The organism is Spirosoma pulveris (assembly GCF_054781875.1).
Genome location: NZ_BAAGTO010000003.1, coordinates 489,774 through 505,701 on the forward strand (window position 1 = coordinate 489,774; position 15,928 = coordinate 505,701).

Below are 15,928 nucleotides of genomic sequence, written 5' to 3' on the forward strand. Positions count from 1 at the left end.
TGAAGGCGCAGAACTATTCTTTGGTCACTACTTTGTCGAGGTTCAGCAGGACGTTGGCAGAAACGGTCAAAGCGGCCAGTTCCGGCGTTTTTTTGCTTGCGTAAGGCAGCATGTCATTCACCTCGGCAGGGGAGGCTTTGAACGTAGACAAAGCGTCGGCATAGGTAGCCAGCAGTACCGTCAGCTTTCTATCCTCGATCGGCTGGAAGGTGAGCATCCGGTATCCCTCGCGCAACTGTTGCGCCGGTGTTTTTCCCCTTCGCTGCATTGTAGAGGCCAGTTTTTCGGCCGCTTCCAGGTACACGGGGTCGTTGAGCGTGACCAGAGCCTGTAACGGGGTGTTGGTTGCTATTCGTCTCGACTGGCAGAACTCGCGGCTGGGGGCATCGAAGGTGGTCATGGACGGGTAGGGAGCCGTGCGTTTCCAGTAGGTATAAATGGCGCGTCGGTAACGGTCTTCGCCCGTACTGGTTACCCAACTCTCGCCATTATAGGGTGATTGCCAGATTTTATCCGGTTGCGGAGGCATCACGCTCGGGCCGTATTGTTTAGGGGAGAGCAGCCCGCTACAGGCCAGCGCCTGGTCGCGCACCTGCTCCGCACTCAGGCGCACCCGGGGGCCGCGCGACAGCCAGCGATTGTACGGATCTTTCTCCGTCTTTTCCTTCGTAGTTTCCGAACGTTGTCGATACGTGGCCGACAGCACCATTCGGCGGAGAAGTTTCTTTACCTGCCAATGGTCTTTCTCCATGAACTGCACGGCCAGCCAGTCCAGCAGTGCCAGATGGGATGGGTCACTGCCCTGCGAGCCAAAATCTTCCAGCGTTTCGACGATGCCCCGTCCAAAAAGCTGCTCCCAAAACCGGTTTACGATCACACGCGCAGTAAGGGCATTGTCCCGACTCACGATCCATTTGGCCAGGCCAAGCCGGTTTTTTGGATAGCCATCGGGTATGGGTGCCAGTAGTTTGGGTACTCCCGGCCGAACTTCAGCTCCTTTTACCATCCAGTTTCCCCGCACGAAAACGTGGGTCTTGCGGGCAAAGTCTCCTTTACCCTCCCAGATCACCGGCATGCTCTCCGCCGGTCTGGTCAGGGTTTTCGCATAGTCGGCAACTACCTTCGCATAGTTCGGCTGACCGGCGCCGGGCAATGGTTTCTGGAAAGAAATCCAGTTTATCCGAACCCATTCTTCAGGCGATGCGGGGCTTTGCAGCGAGAGGTAAACGTCGTGTTGTCCCCGCACGGGGGCCATGGGTGCTATCAGGACTGTATCACGGGCCGGGACATTGAGGGTTGTCAGTACGGGGCCGTTCAGCCCATCGAGATGCAGGGTCAGGACGGCATTTTTCGCTTTGGTGGTTGCGTTCAGAATAACGCTGCCTGTTCCGGATAGATTAACCTGCGGAATCCGGGCATTGCCTTTGTCTTTAACGCCATAATAAGAGATCAGCAAGGCGGTCGATGCGTCTCCTTTAACAAAGGAATGTGCATTGATTTTGGGTTCCAGCACGCGCATGAACTGCGTTTTCTCGACCAACTGCCCCGGATCATACCGGCTGATCCAATGCTTGATCCCTTCAACCCGCGCGGAATCTTCTCCTTTATAAAAGCGCAGTTTCGGCCACTCGTCCCACAGGTCTTCGTCCCGGGAGTTGTTGAAGTAGGCCATGTATCTGTAATAATCTTCGTGCGGTATGGGGTCGTAGGGGTGACTGTGACACTGAACGCAGGCAAACGTAGTGCCCTGCCACACTTCCCAAGTCGTGTTTACCCGGTCGATTTGGGCGGCCACCCGAAATTCTTCGTCATTGGTGCCCCCTTCGTTATTGGTCATGGTGTTGCGGTGAAAACCCGTGGCGATCAGATTTTCTTCCGCCGGAAACCCGCCTTTGTTGTTCGTCAGTAAATCGCCCGCCAGTTGCTCGATCGTAAAGCGGTCGAAGGGCTTATCCTGATTGAATGATTTTATGACGTAATCCCGGTAAGGCCACATAGTTCGGCCACCGTCGCTTTCGTACCCTTTCGTATCGGCATACCGGGCCAGATCCATCCACATGGCGGTCCATCGTTCCCCATAAGCGGGCGATTGCAGGAGCCGGTCAACAACCGTTTCATACGCATGATCGGACGTATCCCGCTCAAAATTCCGGACTTCGCTCTCGGTAGGCGGCAGACCCGTCAGGTCCAGACTTACGCGCCGGATGAGCGTCGCTCTGGACGCTTCGGGCGAAAAGGAAAGGCCTTTCTCGGCTAATTTCTCGACAACAAACGGGTCAATTTCGTTTTTAACCCAATTAATGGCAGTTGGATTCAACAGACCGAACCCATTTCGTAGGGTCCGTAAGGAGGGAACGTCGGGTTCTTCAATTCGTTTGTAAGCCCAGTGCGTTTCCCAGTGGGCTCCTTCATTGATCCATTGTTTTAAAACGGACACCTCGTCCTCGTTCAATGGGGTGCCCTTTTTAGGCATTCTCTCCTCCGGATCGTCGGATAGTATACGGCGGATCAGTTCACTGGCGTCGGCATCCCCGCGCACGACCGGAATTTTGCCGGATTTCCCCGGTTGAACCAGTTCATGTTCAAAGAGGAAACTAACATTCCCGGCTTTTTTTACGCCCCCATGACAGCTCAGGCAATGCTTATTGAGAATTGGTTTTACGTCCGCGTTGTAGTCTACCCGCTGACCAAGCCGGGGTGGAGACCAGGTTAAATACGTAATGACAATGGCTGCTATGCCTGCACTAATCCCAAAACCTTTGGTCATGATCTTGTTGGTCAATTAGTTTTTGTCCTATCGGCAGGCAGCGGGGAGCTGCCTTATGTTCTCTTGCGAATCAGCTGTAAATAATCAATCACGTAAAACCAGATTAGATTGATTGAACACAGAGGCACAGAGAGAAAAACTGGTTTTTAATTGTTCAACTCTGTACTCCCTGTGCCCCTGTGTTCAATCAACTTAAGTCAAAAATAAAGCTAGTAGTCAGGTTCTCCCATGCTGTGTATGTCTGCGACATGGCGCACATACACAGCATGGGAGTTCGTTTAGCTGTTGTACGCCGTCGACACGGTGTTTCCGCCTTCGCCCGTCCAGTTCGTATGGAAAAACTGCCCGCGTGGTTTGTCGATCCGTTCATAGGTATGGGCACCAAAGTAGTCCCGTTGGGCCTGCAGCAGATTGGCGGGTAGCCATTCGCTGCGGAAACCATCCATGTAACAGAGTGCCGACGTCAGCGAAGGAGCCGGAATGCCGTTGAGCAGCGCAGCGGCACATACCCGACGCCAGCCATCCTGTGCCAATTCCACTTTCTGTTTGAAGAAACCGTCGAGCAACAGATGGGCAAGTGCCGGATTGTTATCGAAGGCTTTTTTGATGTCGCCCAGAAACGCAGAACGGATAATGCAGCCACCCCGCCACATCAGGGCAATGCCACCATAATCCAATTGCCAGTCGTACTCTTTAGCGGCTGCCATCAATAGGTTATATCCTTGCGCATACGAGATAATCTTGGCGCCGTATAACGCCATTTTCAAATCGTTCAGCATGGCCTGCTTATCGCCACTAAACTCGGGTTTTGGGCCACTGATTAGTTTCGAGGCCTCTACCCGCATATCTTTTTGGGCTGATAGAAAGCGCGAGAATACCGACTCGCCGATCAGGGTAAGGGGAACGCCCAGGTCAAGAGCCGCCGTACCCGTCCATTTACCTGTACCTTTCTGACCGGCTTTGTCCAGGATTTTATCGATCATGGGGCTTCCGTCCTCGTCTTTATACGCCATAATGTCGGCTGTGATCTCGATGAGATACGAGTCCAGTTCTTCGGTATTCCACCGGGTAAATACTTCGTGCATTTCATCCGCGCTCATACCCAGCAAATCTTTCATGACCTGATAAGCTTCGCCAATGATCTGCATGTCGCCATACTCGATGCCATTGTGGACCATCTTTACGAAGTGACCGGCCCCGTCGCTGCCCACCCAGTCGCAGCAAGGCACACCGTTGTCAACTTTGGCGGCAATCGACTGGAAAATATCTTTTACGAAAGGCCAGGCCTGGGCACTTCCGCCGGGCATCATGGACGGGCCATGCAAGGCGCCGATCTCCCCGCCGGAAACACCCGTTCCGATAAACAGAAAGCCTTTGCTTTCTACATATTTTGTTCGGCGGATGGTATCCGGGAAATAGGAGTTGCCTCCATCAATAATTATATCGCCCGGCTCAAGATGTGGGATGATCTGTTCAATAAAATCATCTACAGGCTGCCCGGCTTTCACCAGCATCATCACCTTGCGAGGTCTTTCCAGCGATGCGACCAGTTCTTCGATAGAATGGGCACCGATGAAGTTTTTGCCGGCGCCCCTGCCGTTTATAAAGTTGTCGACTTTCTCAACCGTTCGGTTGTAGACGGCTACGGTATACCCTTTGCTTTCCATGTTGAGCACAAGGTTTTCACCCATCACGGCAAGACCAATCAGGCCGATGTCTGCAGTTTTTGTCATTACGTGAACTATACTAATTAGGTGTTGTATTGATTTGGTTAAAGTAAGTAGTTGCTGTGATTCCCCTACTCATTTGTAAAGGTCGCATTGTCCGTACCCTTTGGCAAGCCAAGATACAAGAATAGATGCGTATAGAGGTTGATTGTCCCCTTTTACGGCGTTTAAAGTTCGGCTGGAACCAACCTATGGAAAAGGAATGGTTTGTGTATAAAACACAAAAAAGCCCCAAATCGTAAGATTTGAGGCTTTTTGCTCCCGAAGCTGAGTATTGTTTCTTTTTATAACTACTTGGAAATTAATCATTTACATGTTTGCAATGTGTTGGAATATAAAATATTTACATTATGTAAAACCATCCTTCTAGGTAATGCATTGAAAATCAATTATTTGGTTGTAACTTTTAGGGATATATGTCTCATATTGTGTATGTAATTGTGTGTTGTATATGATCAGTTGGTAAGTATATTCGAACTAAAAAGTATCTTTCCTAATCTTGTAACTATATATAAGGTTCGTTTCATATGAATGCTAATGGCTTAGTGTACCTTTGTGGACCAATAACAGGCACACTGAATGGAACCGCTTCTACATGGAGAAATGACGTTAAAAGCCTTCTTGCCCCAAATATTAACTGTATTGATCCAATGAGATATAAGCCGGATCTCATAAGACAAGCGGATTCAGCATATTCTATAGAGTCTGAATTGAGAAGGTTGAACCATGGAAAAGAAGTGTTAAGTCGAGATCGTATGGATGTTAGCAGATGTGATGTTGTACTAGCAAATTTTAATGGTTCTGAGAAAGTGTCAATAGGGTCTGTAGGAGAAATTTTTTGGGCTGATGCATTTAGAAAGCCTGTAATTGTTGTCCGTGAATTAGCTGGTAACGAACATGACCATGATATGATTAACAGTATCGCGAGTTTTATTTGTCGTGATATTTTCGAAGCTACCGCTTATATTAAGACATTATTTGCATACTAAATTGTAAATACTTATGCCATTTAGTTTTAGATCTATTAAAGAGCCAATTGTAGGTTTTTATGATGAATTGACCGATAGCTTTGGTAAAAAGTATGAAGAACGCATAAAAGAAATAGAAGACAATGTTGAGAAAGATGTATTTCTTGCTTTAAGTCAATTAGATCTTGAGCAAAAAGAAGAGTTACTTAAAACTATAGTAGATAGGCGTAAGTTAATAGACGTTAGTCCAGCTTATAAAAATGAAGTTGTTGCAATTAGTAAGCAGATATTAGCCTTTGGTGGTGCTGGTATTGCGCTAGGAGCAACATTCGCTAAAGAAATATTAAATTTGCCTGATGCAGTCCTAAAGATTGGGGGCTTTTTTATTGTATTTTATTTTGATCTTATTATTTTGTCCTTGTACACTTTATTCGTCTTTCTCTGGCAATCAAGGTTTAGATATCCCTTTTTATATTTGTCAAAAGTTGGAAACGCTACACCGTACTTCTACTATAAAGCAAATGCACCAGGTACATCTTATAATTTTTTCCAATCAGCTTCTACTAAGTTTGATGCAATTAATATTTACACAGATGGTCTTAAGAAATTTACAGAATATTTAATTAGTACTATTTCTATATCGATAGAACAGGGAAATCAACAGGAAAAGAAAATTAATATTAATGACAAATTTTTAGCAGATGAGTTAAAGCAATATTTTTTGTTATTGACATATCAAGGTTATTCAAATCAGTATGAAATAAAAATAACTCATTTATTCATATATGGTCTCATTGGTTCATTAGTAAGTACTATTCTCGTGACGTTTTTTATATATTAATTAATATAAACCATATGAAAAATTTACCAGGACAGTTTAGTATAACCAATCTATTTGCTGTAATTATTGTATTTTCCTTAATTAATTTTTTTGTATCTAGAGCTATCGTTACATCGATAAGATCAGATATTGAAGTAAAAAAGAAAAATTTAGGTAAAGACTCTACTCTTATATCTCAAAATGCAAAAGAATTGAAGTTATTAGTAAACAGAATTGACTTATTAAATAAAGAAATTATTACTTTGCGTGCAAAAATACATGAGAATGATAGCTCAGTAACTAGTTTAAAAAAGGATTTAATAAAATTAAAACGTTAACTATTTGCGATAATTGCAATGTATACTATCCCACTTTCTTTGTCAAGCCTGTTCCCTATTTGTGGTCTACCTTTACGGTTAGATTCATACAAAGGCTGTGTTTATGATTGTAGTTACTGTTTCGCTCGTGCTAGAGAAAGGTCGACAAATGATTCTAAAGTACAACCAGCAGACCCGGACTATTTAAAGCGTTTATTTAAGCGAGTCTTTGACGATTCAAAGCCAAATACAACAATCATTTCTCAATTTTTGGAACGTCGAGTGCCATTACACTTTGGTGGTATGAGCGATCCTTTTCAGCCAGCAGAAGCTAAGTTTAAAATTACTTTAAATTATTTTCTTGCTTTAAAGAATTATGAATATCCATTTGCAATAAGTACTAGGGGAGACCTAATAGCAACGGAGCCTTATTTGAGCATATTAAGAGATATGAAAGCTGTTGTAGTTCAATTCTCGATGTCAAGCATGGATGATAGAGTAGCTCTTATTGCTGAAGATGAAAGAGTTAGCCCGTCAAGAATTTTAAAAGCAATGGAAATTTTAAGATCAAATGGTATTCGTGTTACATGCAGATGGCAACCATATATACCAGGTGTAAGTACAACGCCTGAAGATTATATTAGCACTGTTGCTTCAGCAGGTTGTCAGCATATTTCTTTTGAGTATTTAAAAATATTAATAGGGCGAAGATCAAATGTTGTCGATGCAGTTCAAGAAATTTCAAACAAAAACATATATAAAGATTATATAAATGCAGGTGCTTCGCATTTAGGAACTGAACTAATATTGCCTGCCGCAAAAAGGATAGAAACTGTGTTACATGTAAAGAAATTAGCAATTGATTCGAAAATGACTTTTGGTGCTGCTGATAATGATTTACAATACCTTTCTAGTACCGAAACATGTTGTAGTGGAGTTGATAATTTTCCCGGTTTTGAAAATTGGTTTAAACATCAAATTGCAAATGCGGTTCGTCGTAGTAAGGATAAAAAATATATAACTATATCATCTATATTGGATGAATGGTCACCAACAGGATCAATTGACAGATATTTGAATTCTATGAGCAGACTTTCATCAAGGTTAGGTAATGAAGGTTCGCTTAAAGATCATGTTATTTATCGCTGGAATTCATCAGGCAAAGAAGGTTGCCCTGATTTTTATTATGGCGTCTCAGCTACTGGAAAATATGACAAAGATAACGCAATGATTTACCAATGGGATAATGTTGATGAAGGCTTAGATCAATGATTTGATACTAGCTTTTAAAGCCTTAATACTTAAACTTAAATCTTTATGAAGCATTCTATGGCAATTTGAACATACAAGTGCTAGATCTTCCAAGCGGGTTATATCCTCAGGGATCATTTGGCTTATAGGCTTAGTGTGATGACATTCGATAAATCCTTCTCCTAAATCCCCATATGTATTTTTGAAGTCAAAATTGCATACCTCGCATTGTAGCCTTCCAAATTTATTTAATGCCTGCTTTTTCTTTTTTTTTATCAGCGTTGCATTTCTTTCCCTTATTTTGTGAAGGTGATATATTACCTTCCCTTCTTTAACAGAAATCTCTTCAATCTCTTCGCTGTTGTTCTCAATATTGAGTAATTCATATGTTTTATTATCTAATATAGATTGCCTAATAGTATTTGCAATTAAGGATAACTCTTTTATATTGTCTTTGAATTCGTAAAATACTATTTCATCAAGTTTCCCATACTTGGGTAAGCCTTTTCTTGTATCATTTGGATCTATTGCCAGAAAATTACCAAGTTTCATATAAACTCCTTCAGGGTTTCGAAAGGTTTCTGTTAGTTTATGTTTTGAGAAAATAGATAATTTATTTAAAAGTTGGCTCAGATTAATAATATCACTATGCGTATTGTTTAACTTGTTGTAGTCACTTGTAAAATACAAGTCTAAAGCAAGGATTAACTCGTCTCGTTGCCAAGATGGATTTTTCATTGAAATGGCTTTATAAGCTAGCTTAGGAGTTTTCAATGTCACTTAGATCAATCCCTAATTCACTAGCTTGTCTTTTTAATTCTTCAAAATCTTCCTCCTCTTCTTCTTCAAGCCGTTTATTTTCTTTATCAATTAATTCGTTTGCACTCTTGCGAAATAATGATGCCATAGAGTAGAGGAGGTCATTTTTATGTCTAAGTACTTTATTGGCGGTACGTAAGCGTATGACTTTGCCTTCTAACTCTTTTATCCGTTCTGGTTGTGGACTAGTGTTGTAACCTAAGAGTTCAAGAATAGAAACACCTAAGACTTCAGCTATTTTCTCAAGCATTTCGATTGTCAACCGCTTTTCCCTTTTTTCTATACGAGGGTAGTTTGTCGGTTCAATGCCTAAAGCCCTTGCTATATCACTTTGCTTGATTCCTTTCTTCTCACGAATAGCTTTGATATTTTCTGATATCATTTTAATCAAATTTTGATTAATGCAATATTACAACTATTGTGATTATAAGGCAATTATCACATTATGATGAATATTATTAATCATAATGTGATGAATATAATCATATTATGATTAATATTGCATCGTAAAATGATGAACATTACACTCATGAAAGAAAATAATTCCATTAGCAAGGCCCTACAATCATACGAAGATCGTATCAAGGGGAAGTTTAAGCCCGACCAAAGATTTTATGGTTCGGTCGGGATTAATCAGAAACGGTTTGGGCAATTGCTCAGAGGAGAGAAGCCAATTATGGGCTTTGAAGCCCGCAACCTGGCACAATTCTTTGGGGTGTCTTTAGAAAGTCTTATCTAAACATAAGAAGCCCTGTAACGCGGCCAGGCGATACAGGGCTAACTCTCAACCAATCACTGAATTAATTATGCGAAAGGTAAAACAAGCTGAGCCTTCAGCAAAGGAAAAGCGCATGAACCGCTTAAGCGTTCAGCCGTATTTAAGAGTTACCAACCTATATCTTAAACTGTCTTATAGTGGGAAAAGCATTTCCTTTTCTACCGGCTTATCATGTCGCCCTAAACAGTTAGATAAAAAGGCTTTTAGTATTGAAGGGAATGAATCCGCTACAAACTTGCTACAAAGCTTAAGGGCTGACTTTCAACGAACATTTACCGACTTTCTACTGACAAAGCGTACACCTGATTTAAGGAAAATAAAGGACGTTGTATTGCAGAAGCTAAGTGCAGACCCAACTATACCAACGTTAATCGAATGTTTGGAGACCTTCTTCAAGAATGAATTTGAAGCCTTGACGGGTATCGACTATGAACACAAGACCGTTGATAAGAAACGGTACATTGTACAACGTATACGGCAATACGTTATAACGCATCATAATAACCCTCATTTCAAACTGAGTGATCTTAAGCTAGTCGATGCTCAAAATTTGGTCAACTTCTGCAAACGCACCTTTGGGCATGGTCATAATCATGCCGTTTTACATGCTGAGTTTTTAAAGCGTACCTGTAACTATGCGATTGCAAACGAATGGATGGATAGAAACCCGTTTGCCTTCTTCCGACCAAGAAGAGACCGTAAAGACGTTGTTTCGTTAAGAGAAAGCCATTTAAAGGCTTTAGAAGATGCCGTTTTTGTTGGTCGTGAGTACAATTATGTAAAGGACGTTTTTTTATTCTGCTGTTATACTGGTTTGGCCTATGTTGATGTGAGTCAACTAAGTGCTATACATGTAGTGACTAAAGAGGACGGTAGCCAATTGCTAAAGATTAAACGGGGTAAAAATGGCAATATGTGTACGGTTCCGCTAGTACCAAAGGCATTACGGATACTTAAAAAGTATGAAGCTAACCCTGATTGCCTTGATAAGAATCGACTATTACCCGTTTATGCCAATCAGGTAATGAACCGTATTTTAAAGGAAATACAAGCCATTTGTAAGCTTCCTGTTCGGCTCACTACGCATGTTGCCCGCAAAACATGTGCTTCCTATTACATCGCAAATAATGTCCCTTTGACTAGTGTCGCCACAATGTTAGGGCATAAGAAGACAAGCACTACTGAACAGTATTACACCGAGCGCACAGAAGAAGCCGTTATACGCCACATAAAAGAATTTCAAGACCGTCAAAATGGTGGAGAGCCATTGAGCGAAGCCGTTTAACAAAAAAGCACACTCCTGCCAGAGTGTGCTTTCCTTTTCAAATTTTTAAAAGCAAAAACAAAGATATGAAATCTAATTCAAACAGTGAGGAAAACACTGAAGGGCAACCTATTATCCAGCGTATTCAGAAGTTTTTATTTGACAAGCATGAATACCGCGTCAACATCGTATCCAACCAGTTAGAACGGAAGAATAAAGCCACTTCTGAATTAGAGTTGGTTAACATGGCTGATATTGAATACGAGCTTTTCAACGCTAATTTCAAAGCTTTTAAAGACCCACTAAAATCAATATTTGGCTCTAAGCTAATTCCAAAGTATGACCCCTTTGCAACTTACTTTGAAGGGTTGCCTAAATGGGATGATTCACAGCCTGATTACATTGACCAGTTAGCTGACTTTGTTCAAACGGATGACCGACAATGGTGGAAACAGATGTTTAAGAAGTGGATTGTGCGTGCTGTTGGTCAGGCCGTTGGAAAGATTCCATTCAATAAACAGTGTCTAACCTTAGTTGGTAAGCAAAACGACGGCAAAACTACCTTCTTGGATTTTCTCATTCCGGATGGCTTAAAAGGTTATGCCAAAAAGGGTTTTGATTTTGGTAGTAAGGAGGGCAAATTTTCGCTCATTCAGAACTTCTTTATTAATCTAGATGAACTAGCGTCTTTCGATAAGCGGGAGTTAAATAATGAATTTAAGTCTGTTCTATCAGAAAGTACGGTCAAGTTTCGGCTATTGTTTCAAAACATTGAAACCCCTTTCGCTCGTCGGGCAAGCTTTGTAGCCAGTACCAACCAGTTTGAATTTCTGACCGATGAAACCGGAAACGTTCGTTGGCTTCCGTTCGTGGTTAAAAATATAAATCATGATGCCGGAGGGCCAAAGGGGTACGCGGCTGTAATTGATATTGATCGGGTTTGGGCGCAAGCACAAACGTTACTAAATGACCCTACATTTAACTGTAACATGACTCCAGATGAAATTGGCCATCAAGAGCTTCTAAACCGTCGATTTCTACGTACAACAACCGAAATGGAAGTAATTGGTAAATACTATCTATCGGGTGAGAAGGGGGACGTTGAATCCAATTTTTATACAGCTTCAGACATTGAAGAATACCTACGGGGTAAAGTTTCCTTACGGCTTCATCGAACGCAAATAGGCAAAGCTATGCAAGTGATGAATTTTGCGCAGGAAACCAATTACAACCCTAAGAAGGGCTATTCCGAGAAAGGCTATTTTTTGAAAATGAAGTAAACCTACCTACTCGCTTACTCGAATCACTATTACTATCTATAAATCAATTACTTATAATTAGAAAAATAGAGTATATAATAAAGTACTCGATTTGTCTTGTTTCTCGAAACAAAGATAAAATACGAGTAAAGAGTAAGAGAAAGCTACTCGAAAAAAAAGCTTTAAGCTTTTGATTATTAGAAAGGTAAGTTGAAGAGTAAGCGAGTAATAGATTTTTCACCGCTAAAGAAAAAGGCATGAAAACTAAAGAACATATTGAGCAATTAAAGGCAATACCCATAACGCATTATTTAAGTGAGCAAGGCTTACAACCTGTAAAAGTAAAGGGGACTGAGTTAATTTACTATTCTCCCAAAAATGAAGAACATACTCCTTCATTCTTTGTCAATCCACAGAAGAACGTATTTCACGATTATAGTGGGGTAGGAGAGCAAGGCGATATAATTCGACTCATTCAATATTTAAATGGCTGTAGCTTTATGCAAGCTTTAAACGCATTAGAAGCCTTCAAACCGGAAAATCCTTTTCTTTTAGCGGTGATAATCACTCTCAGGCTAAGCAATCATCGTCTGTAGAGATTGTAAGCGTTCAATCCCTACGAAACCGAGCTTTGCTGGATTATGCATCTAGTCGCAAAATCACTCAGGCTATTGCATCGACCTATTTACAGGAAGTTCATTATCGAATAAATCAGAAGCAATATTACGCGACTGGATTCCGAAATGATAAAGGCGGGTACGAGTTACGAAGCCAATATTTTAAAGGTGGTACTTCTCCAAAATGGTTTACTTATTTACCTGTTCAAGATTCAACGGAAATAAACCTCTTTGAAGGAGTTTTTGATTTTTTATCCTGTTGCCAGTTTTTTAAAACGCTAAGGCTAAAAAACTCTAACCTTGTATTAAACTCACTCTCTTTTATTAAAGAAGCGTTACCAGTGTTGTCAGGTAGTTTAACAATCAACGCTTTCTTAGATAATGATAGAGGAGGAAAGCGAGCTTTAGAGCATTTAATTGATTTAGGGCTAACGGTTCGTGACTGTTCAGGCTACTATCTGGAATACAAAGATTTTAATGAATACTTAGTCAGTAATAATACTCTCTAGGTATCGACTATAGGTATTTACGCTTGCCGGGTGCTTTCCGGGTGCTTTTTGCCATTTAACACAGTGCTAAAGGGTAGCTAACGCACAACTATTGCAGTGCTAACAAAGATTTTAAGCAGATTTAACGCGTACATCTAAATGAAAACAGACGATAAATTAAAACAAGGGAAAAACGGTCTCAGAAACTACCAGTTTGAAGAAGTAAAGAAAGGTAAAGTTATTAATCGTTATGACCCTGACTTTGGTCACTACACTGAAGAGTGGACTAACTTCTTCTACACGAAAAAATGTCTATACTGTAGTAAGGAGTTTGAAGCTAGAAGAGTAGATACTACTTTTTGTTGTCAAGGTTGTCAGAAAGCACATATGAGATTAAGGAAATTATAGAGTATATAATGCAGTAGGCCATGAAAATCATGGTCTACTCATTTTCTAATACTATTTCTTTCATCATACAACAAACTATCAAACATATGCTTGATTAATGATTCCTCATTTTCATAACTTGTAGATGGAAATTTAAAATCATCTTGTTCCTCCTGTTCCTCTTCTTTGCGTTCCTCCTCTTCAATTTTCACCTTTAGATAGTTTTTTTGGTCGCTAAAATCAAAATTAATCTTATACTCAAGTGATCTTATGTCATCGAGCAGTACTTCGAAATTGGTAGAATCACTACTTTCTATCTCTGATTCTATTATACTAGTAACTTCACTATAGAAGTCTTCGTTATTGTGAAAATATTCTTCATACTCATTTGGGAACATATTTTTTAATTTGTAAAAATTTTCTATATCACTAATACTGTATAAGTTCTCTGATGAATTTTTTATTATTTTACTACCATCTAAAGTTAAATTATTTATTAAAGTTTCTAATATGGATAAATAGTTATTTAGTTGTAAATTTTTTGCAGAATCATCATCAATAAAATTTTGAAACTTATTAGTGGCAAACATAAGAAGTGTTTGGTGCTTACTGACGTTTATATTGTTTACAAGCTTAGTTAACTTATCAATAAGATGTCCAGTACGATATTGGATTTGGAATGAATTCCTATCCACATACCATCTTGATATCATTAACAATTCTAGCTCGTCAAACTCGCTAGTTAACTTTTTTATATAGTGGTCGATTAAGCCGCCTTTTAAGATTATTTTTTTTGAAATATGATCTTTATTTTTATTTTCACTTATTGATATAACCTCTAACATCTGATTTAAATATTTTGCTGAGGTTATTAAATCGTATAGAACATCGCTGGAAGTATTTATGAAATTGATTAAGAAATCCAGAATGGAAGGGTTTTGATACTCAACTACATATTCGTGTAATGTATCTTTACTTATGGATATAAAAGTGCCTTCAAGTTCACGAATAGATTTACTAAATTCTATTTCTGTAAAGTGAATTCCGTACTTATGACCATGTTTAGTTAGGAAGGTTTTTGTGGTTGATTTTAAATCTTTTAATAAGATATTGTTTCCAAATAATAACATATTTAGAAGAGTATACTGAGAAAATATTGTTATTTGATTTAAAAATGCATGTCTCCAAATATTTATTGGGTTGTTTAAAAAAGATTTTATTTCATTTAAAAAGGATTTCGGTTCTATGCTGTTCCAGATTTCTTTATTTGTAAATGTTTGGATTATGCGTGGGTTATAATTCTCATGCTCAATTATATATCTATATTTGTCATTGTCAACTAACTCTTTGATGTAATCCTCTGGTAGTTCAGAGAAATATAAATGATTATATAAGATTTTGGCTCTTATTATTTTAGTGTATTGCTGTAGATTAATAATACATTTTGCTAAATCTAAATTTGAATTATCTATTTTTTCATATTTTTGTTTGGCTTGCGCTAGAATATATTCTCTTGTTGTTAAAATTAAAACTTTATTTTTTGATTTACTTATCTGATTTATAAACTTTATAATTCTATTGTCTTCGTTTAGAGATAATTTATTTTCGAGGAAATTGCTGCCTAGAAAATCGTCAAATAAAAATACTTGTTTTTTGTTATCGTTGTATACCGAATATGCATCATTTATGGAATCAGATAAATAAATAAATTCTTCATATCCATTTGATAAAAAATGATATATCAATACTCTAGCAAGAGTAGTTTTGCCTATGCCGGGAATCCCTGATATAATTACATAGTTTTTTTCTTTGATAATATTTAACGCTTGGCTAAAACTCTCGTTCCCCACATATAACTTTATCGTATCATTTATATCTTTCTCTTCAAATGTAGCAAGGTTGTAAATTTTACTTTTTAATATTTTTTCAAGTATGTTTACGCTCGAAAGCCATAATTTAAAATGATTTCGTTCAATTTCTGGGTATAACGCTAAAAGGTTATTTAAATCTTCTTTTCCTATTATATCACTTTCGGTAAGAATATATGGCTTGAATAATTTAAATAAAACTTCTTTTTGATTAGGTGTTAAACCTACTGAAGTAGTAATTATATATCTGTCAGGCTTTAAACCTGTTAGTTTTTTCTTTTCTTTTTTTAGATTACTGAGTAGACTAGTAAAGCTGTTATATCTCTTACACTGAATTATTATCTTATCGCTCAAGGATATGTATCTTAAATCGATTCCATTATCCCTGCCAATAGTAAAGCTTTCTAATACTATGCTCAATTTCTTTTGAAGTAAATCCTTAGAAATATCTTCAAATTCAGTTGGTGACAAATTTAAGAAATCGTAATTAGGCATTAGTAGCAGATAATAACAATGGATTATTAATTTATTGATTTCTACCGAGGTATTACAGATTTATGTACATAAAATACAAAAAAGCCCCAAAACAGGCTGTTTT

At 39.2% G+C, this 15,928-nt stretch carries 15 protein-coding genes; 10 read left to right on the forward strand and 5 right to left on the reverse strand.

What is annotated here, in order from left to right; genetic code table 11:
• Positions 1-13: 13 nt before the first annotated feature.
• Together ACYVJM_RS14805 and gnd are read right to left on the reverse strand one after the other, a co-directional pair.
• On the reverse strand, positions 14-2,767 hold the full coding sequence (locus ACYVJM_RS14805; RefSeq protein ID WP_461149007.1) for a DUF1553 domain-containing protein: 2,754 nt from the start codon (positions 2,765-2,767) through the stop codon (positions 14-16).
• Between the two features lie 278 nt (positions 2,768-3,045).
• A complete protein-coding gene (gnd, locus tag ACYVJM_RS14810; RefSeq protein ID WP_461149008.1) occupies positions 3,046-4,500 on the reverse strand; it encodes a decarboxylating NADP(+)-dependent phosphogluconate dehydrogenase in 1,455 nt (484 codons plus the stop codon).
• Positions 4,501-5,021: 521 nt separating this feature from the next.
• On the opposite strand from gnd, the gene ACYVJM_RS14815 reads away from it, so the two are divergent.
• The 4 genes from ACYVJM_RS14815 to ACYVJM_RS14830 are packed head-to-tail and all read left to right on the forward strand — an operon-like array spanning position 5,022 to position 7,871.
• The gene (locus ACYVJM_RS14815) at positions 5,022-5,483 is read left to right on the forward strand and encodes a nucleoside 2-deoxyribosyltransferase (protein WP_461149009.1); all 462 of its coding nucleotides are present in this window, start codon (positions 5,022-5,024) and stop codon (positions 5,481-5,483) included.
• 13 nt (positions 5,484-5,496) lie between these two features.
• Positions 5,497-6,303: a hypothetical protein gene (locus ACYVJM_RS14820; RefSeq protein ID WP_461149010.1), complete on the forward strand. Its 807-nt coding sequence runs from the start codon at positions 5,497-5,499 to the stop codon at positions 6,301-6,303.
• A 14-nt stretch (positions 6,304-6,317) separates the two neighbouring features.
• The gene (locus ACYVJM_RS14825; protein ID WP_461149011.1) at positions 6,318-6,620 is read left to right on the forward strand and encodes a hypothetical protein; all 303 of its coding nucleotides are present in this window, start codon (positions 6,318-6,320) and stop codon (positions 6,618-6,620) included.
• Positions 6,621-6,638: 18 nt separating this feature from the next.
• Positions 6,639-7,871, forward strand: a complete 1,233-nt coding sequence (locus tag ACYVJM_RS14830; protein ID WP_461149012.1) for a radical SAM protein — start codon at positions 6,639-6,641, stop codon at positions 7,869-7,871.
• Here ACYVJM_RS14830 and ACYVJM_RS14835 read toward each other — a convergent pair.
• Positions 7,860-8,624 carry an HNH endonuclease gene (locus tag ACYVJM_RS14835; RefSeq protein ID WP_461149013.1) on the reverse strand — a complete coding sequence of 255 codons (765 nt, stop codon included), beginning with the start codon at positions 8,622-8,624 and terminating at the stop codon, positions 7,860-7,862. The genes ACYVJM_RS14830 and ACYVJM_RS14835 overlap by 12 nt on opposite strands.
• Complete coding sequence (locus ACYVJM_RS14840; protein WP_461149014.1) at positions 8,611-9,051, reverse strand: helix-turn-helix domain-containing protein; 441 nt, start codon at positions 9,049-9,051, stop codon at positions 8,611-8,613. The genes ACYVJM_RS14835 and ACYVJM_RS14840 overlap by 14 nt, the downstream gene beginning before the upstream one ends.
• A 147-nt stretch (positions 9,052-9,198) precedes the next feature.
• Here ACYVJM_RS14840 and ACYVJM_RS14845 point away from each other — a divergent pair, with 147 nt between their 5' ends.
• The 6 genes from ACYVJM_RS14845 to ACYVJM_RS14870 all read left to right on the forward strand — a co-directional run bounded on the left by ACYVJM_RS14845 (position 9,199) and on the right by ACYVJM_RS14870 (position 13,483).
• Positions 9,199-9,408 (forward strand): hypothetical protein, encoded by a 210-nt coding sequence (locus ACYVJM_RS14845; RefSeq protein WP_461149015.1) that lies wholly within the window; start codon positions 9,199-9,201, stop codon positions 9,406-9,408.
• Between the two features lie 67 nt (positions 9,409-9,475).
• Complete coding sequence (locus ACYVJM_RS14850) at positions 9,476-10,732, forward strand: tyrosine-type recombinase/integrase (RefSeq protein WP_461149016.1); 1,257 nt, start codon at positions 9,476-9,478, stop codon at positions 10,730-10,732.
• A gap of 65 nt (positions 10,733-10,797) precedes the next feature.
• A complete protein-coding gene (locus ACYVJM_RS14855) occupies positions 10,798-11,991 on the forward strand; it encodes a VapE domain-containing protein (RefSeq protein ID WP_461149017.1) in 1,194 nt (397 codons plus the stop codon).
• Positions 11,992-12,227: 236 nt separating this feature from the next.
• Positions 12,228-12,566: a CHC2 zinc finger domain-containing protein gene (locus tag ACYVJM_RS14860; protein ID WP_461149018.1), complete on the forward strand. Its 339-nt coding sequence runs from the start codon at positions 12,228-12,230 to the stop codon at positions 12,564-12,566.
• A gap of 35 nt (positions 12,567-12,601) precedes the next feature.
• Positions 12,602-13,096 carry a toprim domain-containing protein gene (locus ACYVJM_RS14865; protein WP_461149019.1) on the forward strand — a complete coding sequence of 165 codons (495 nt, stop codon included), beginning with the start codon at positions 12,602-12,604 and terminating at the stop codon, positions 13,094-13,096.
• A gap of 138 nt (positions 13,097-13,234) precedes the next feature.
• Positions 13,235-13,483, forward strand: coding sequence for a hypothetical protein (locus tag ACYVJM_RS14870; protein WP_461149020.1), 249 nt, complete (start codon positions 13,235-13,237; stop codon positions 13,481-13,483).
• Positions 13,484-13,521: 38 nt separating this feature from the next.
• Here ACYVJM_RS14870 and ACYVJM_RS14875 read toward each other — a convergent pair whose 3' ends face one another.
• Positions 13,522-15,825: an nSTAND3 domain-containing NTPase gene (locus ACYVJM_RS14875; RefSeq protein WP_461149021.1), complete on the reverse strand. Its 2,304-nt coding sequence runs from the start codon at positions 15,823-15,825 to the stop codon at positions 13,522-13,524.
• Positions 15,826-15,928 lie beyond the last annotated feature (103 nt).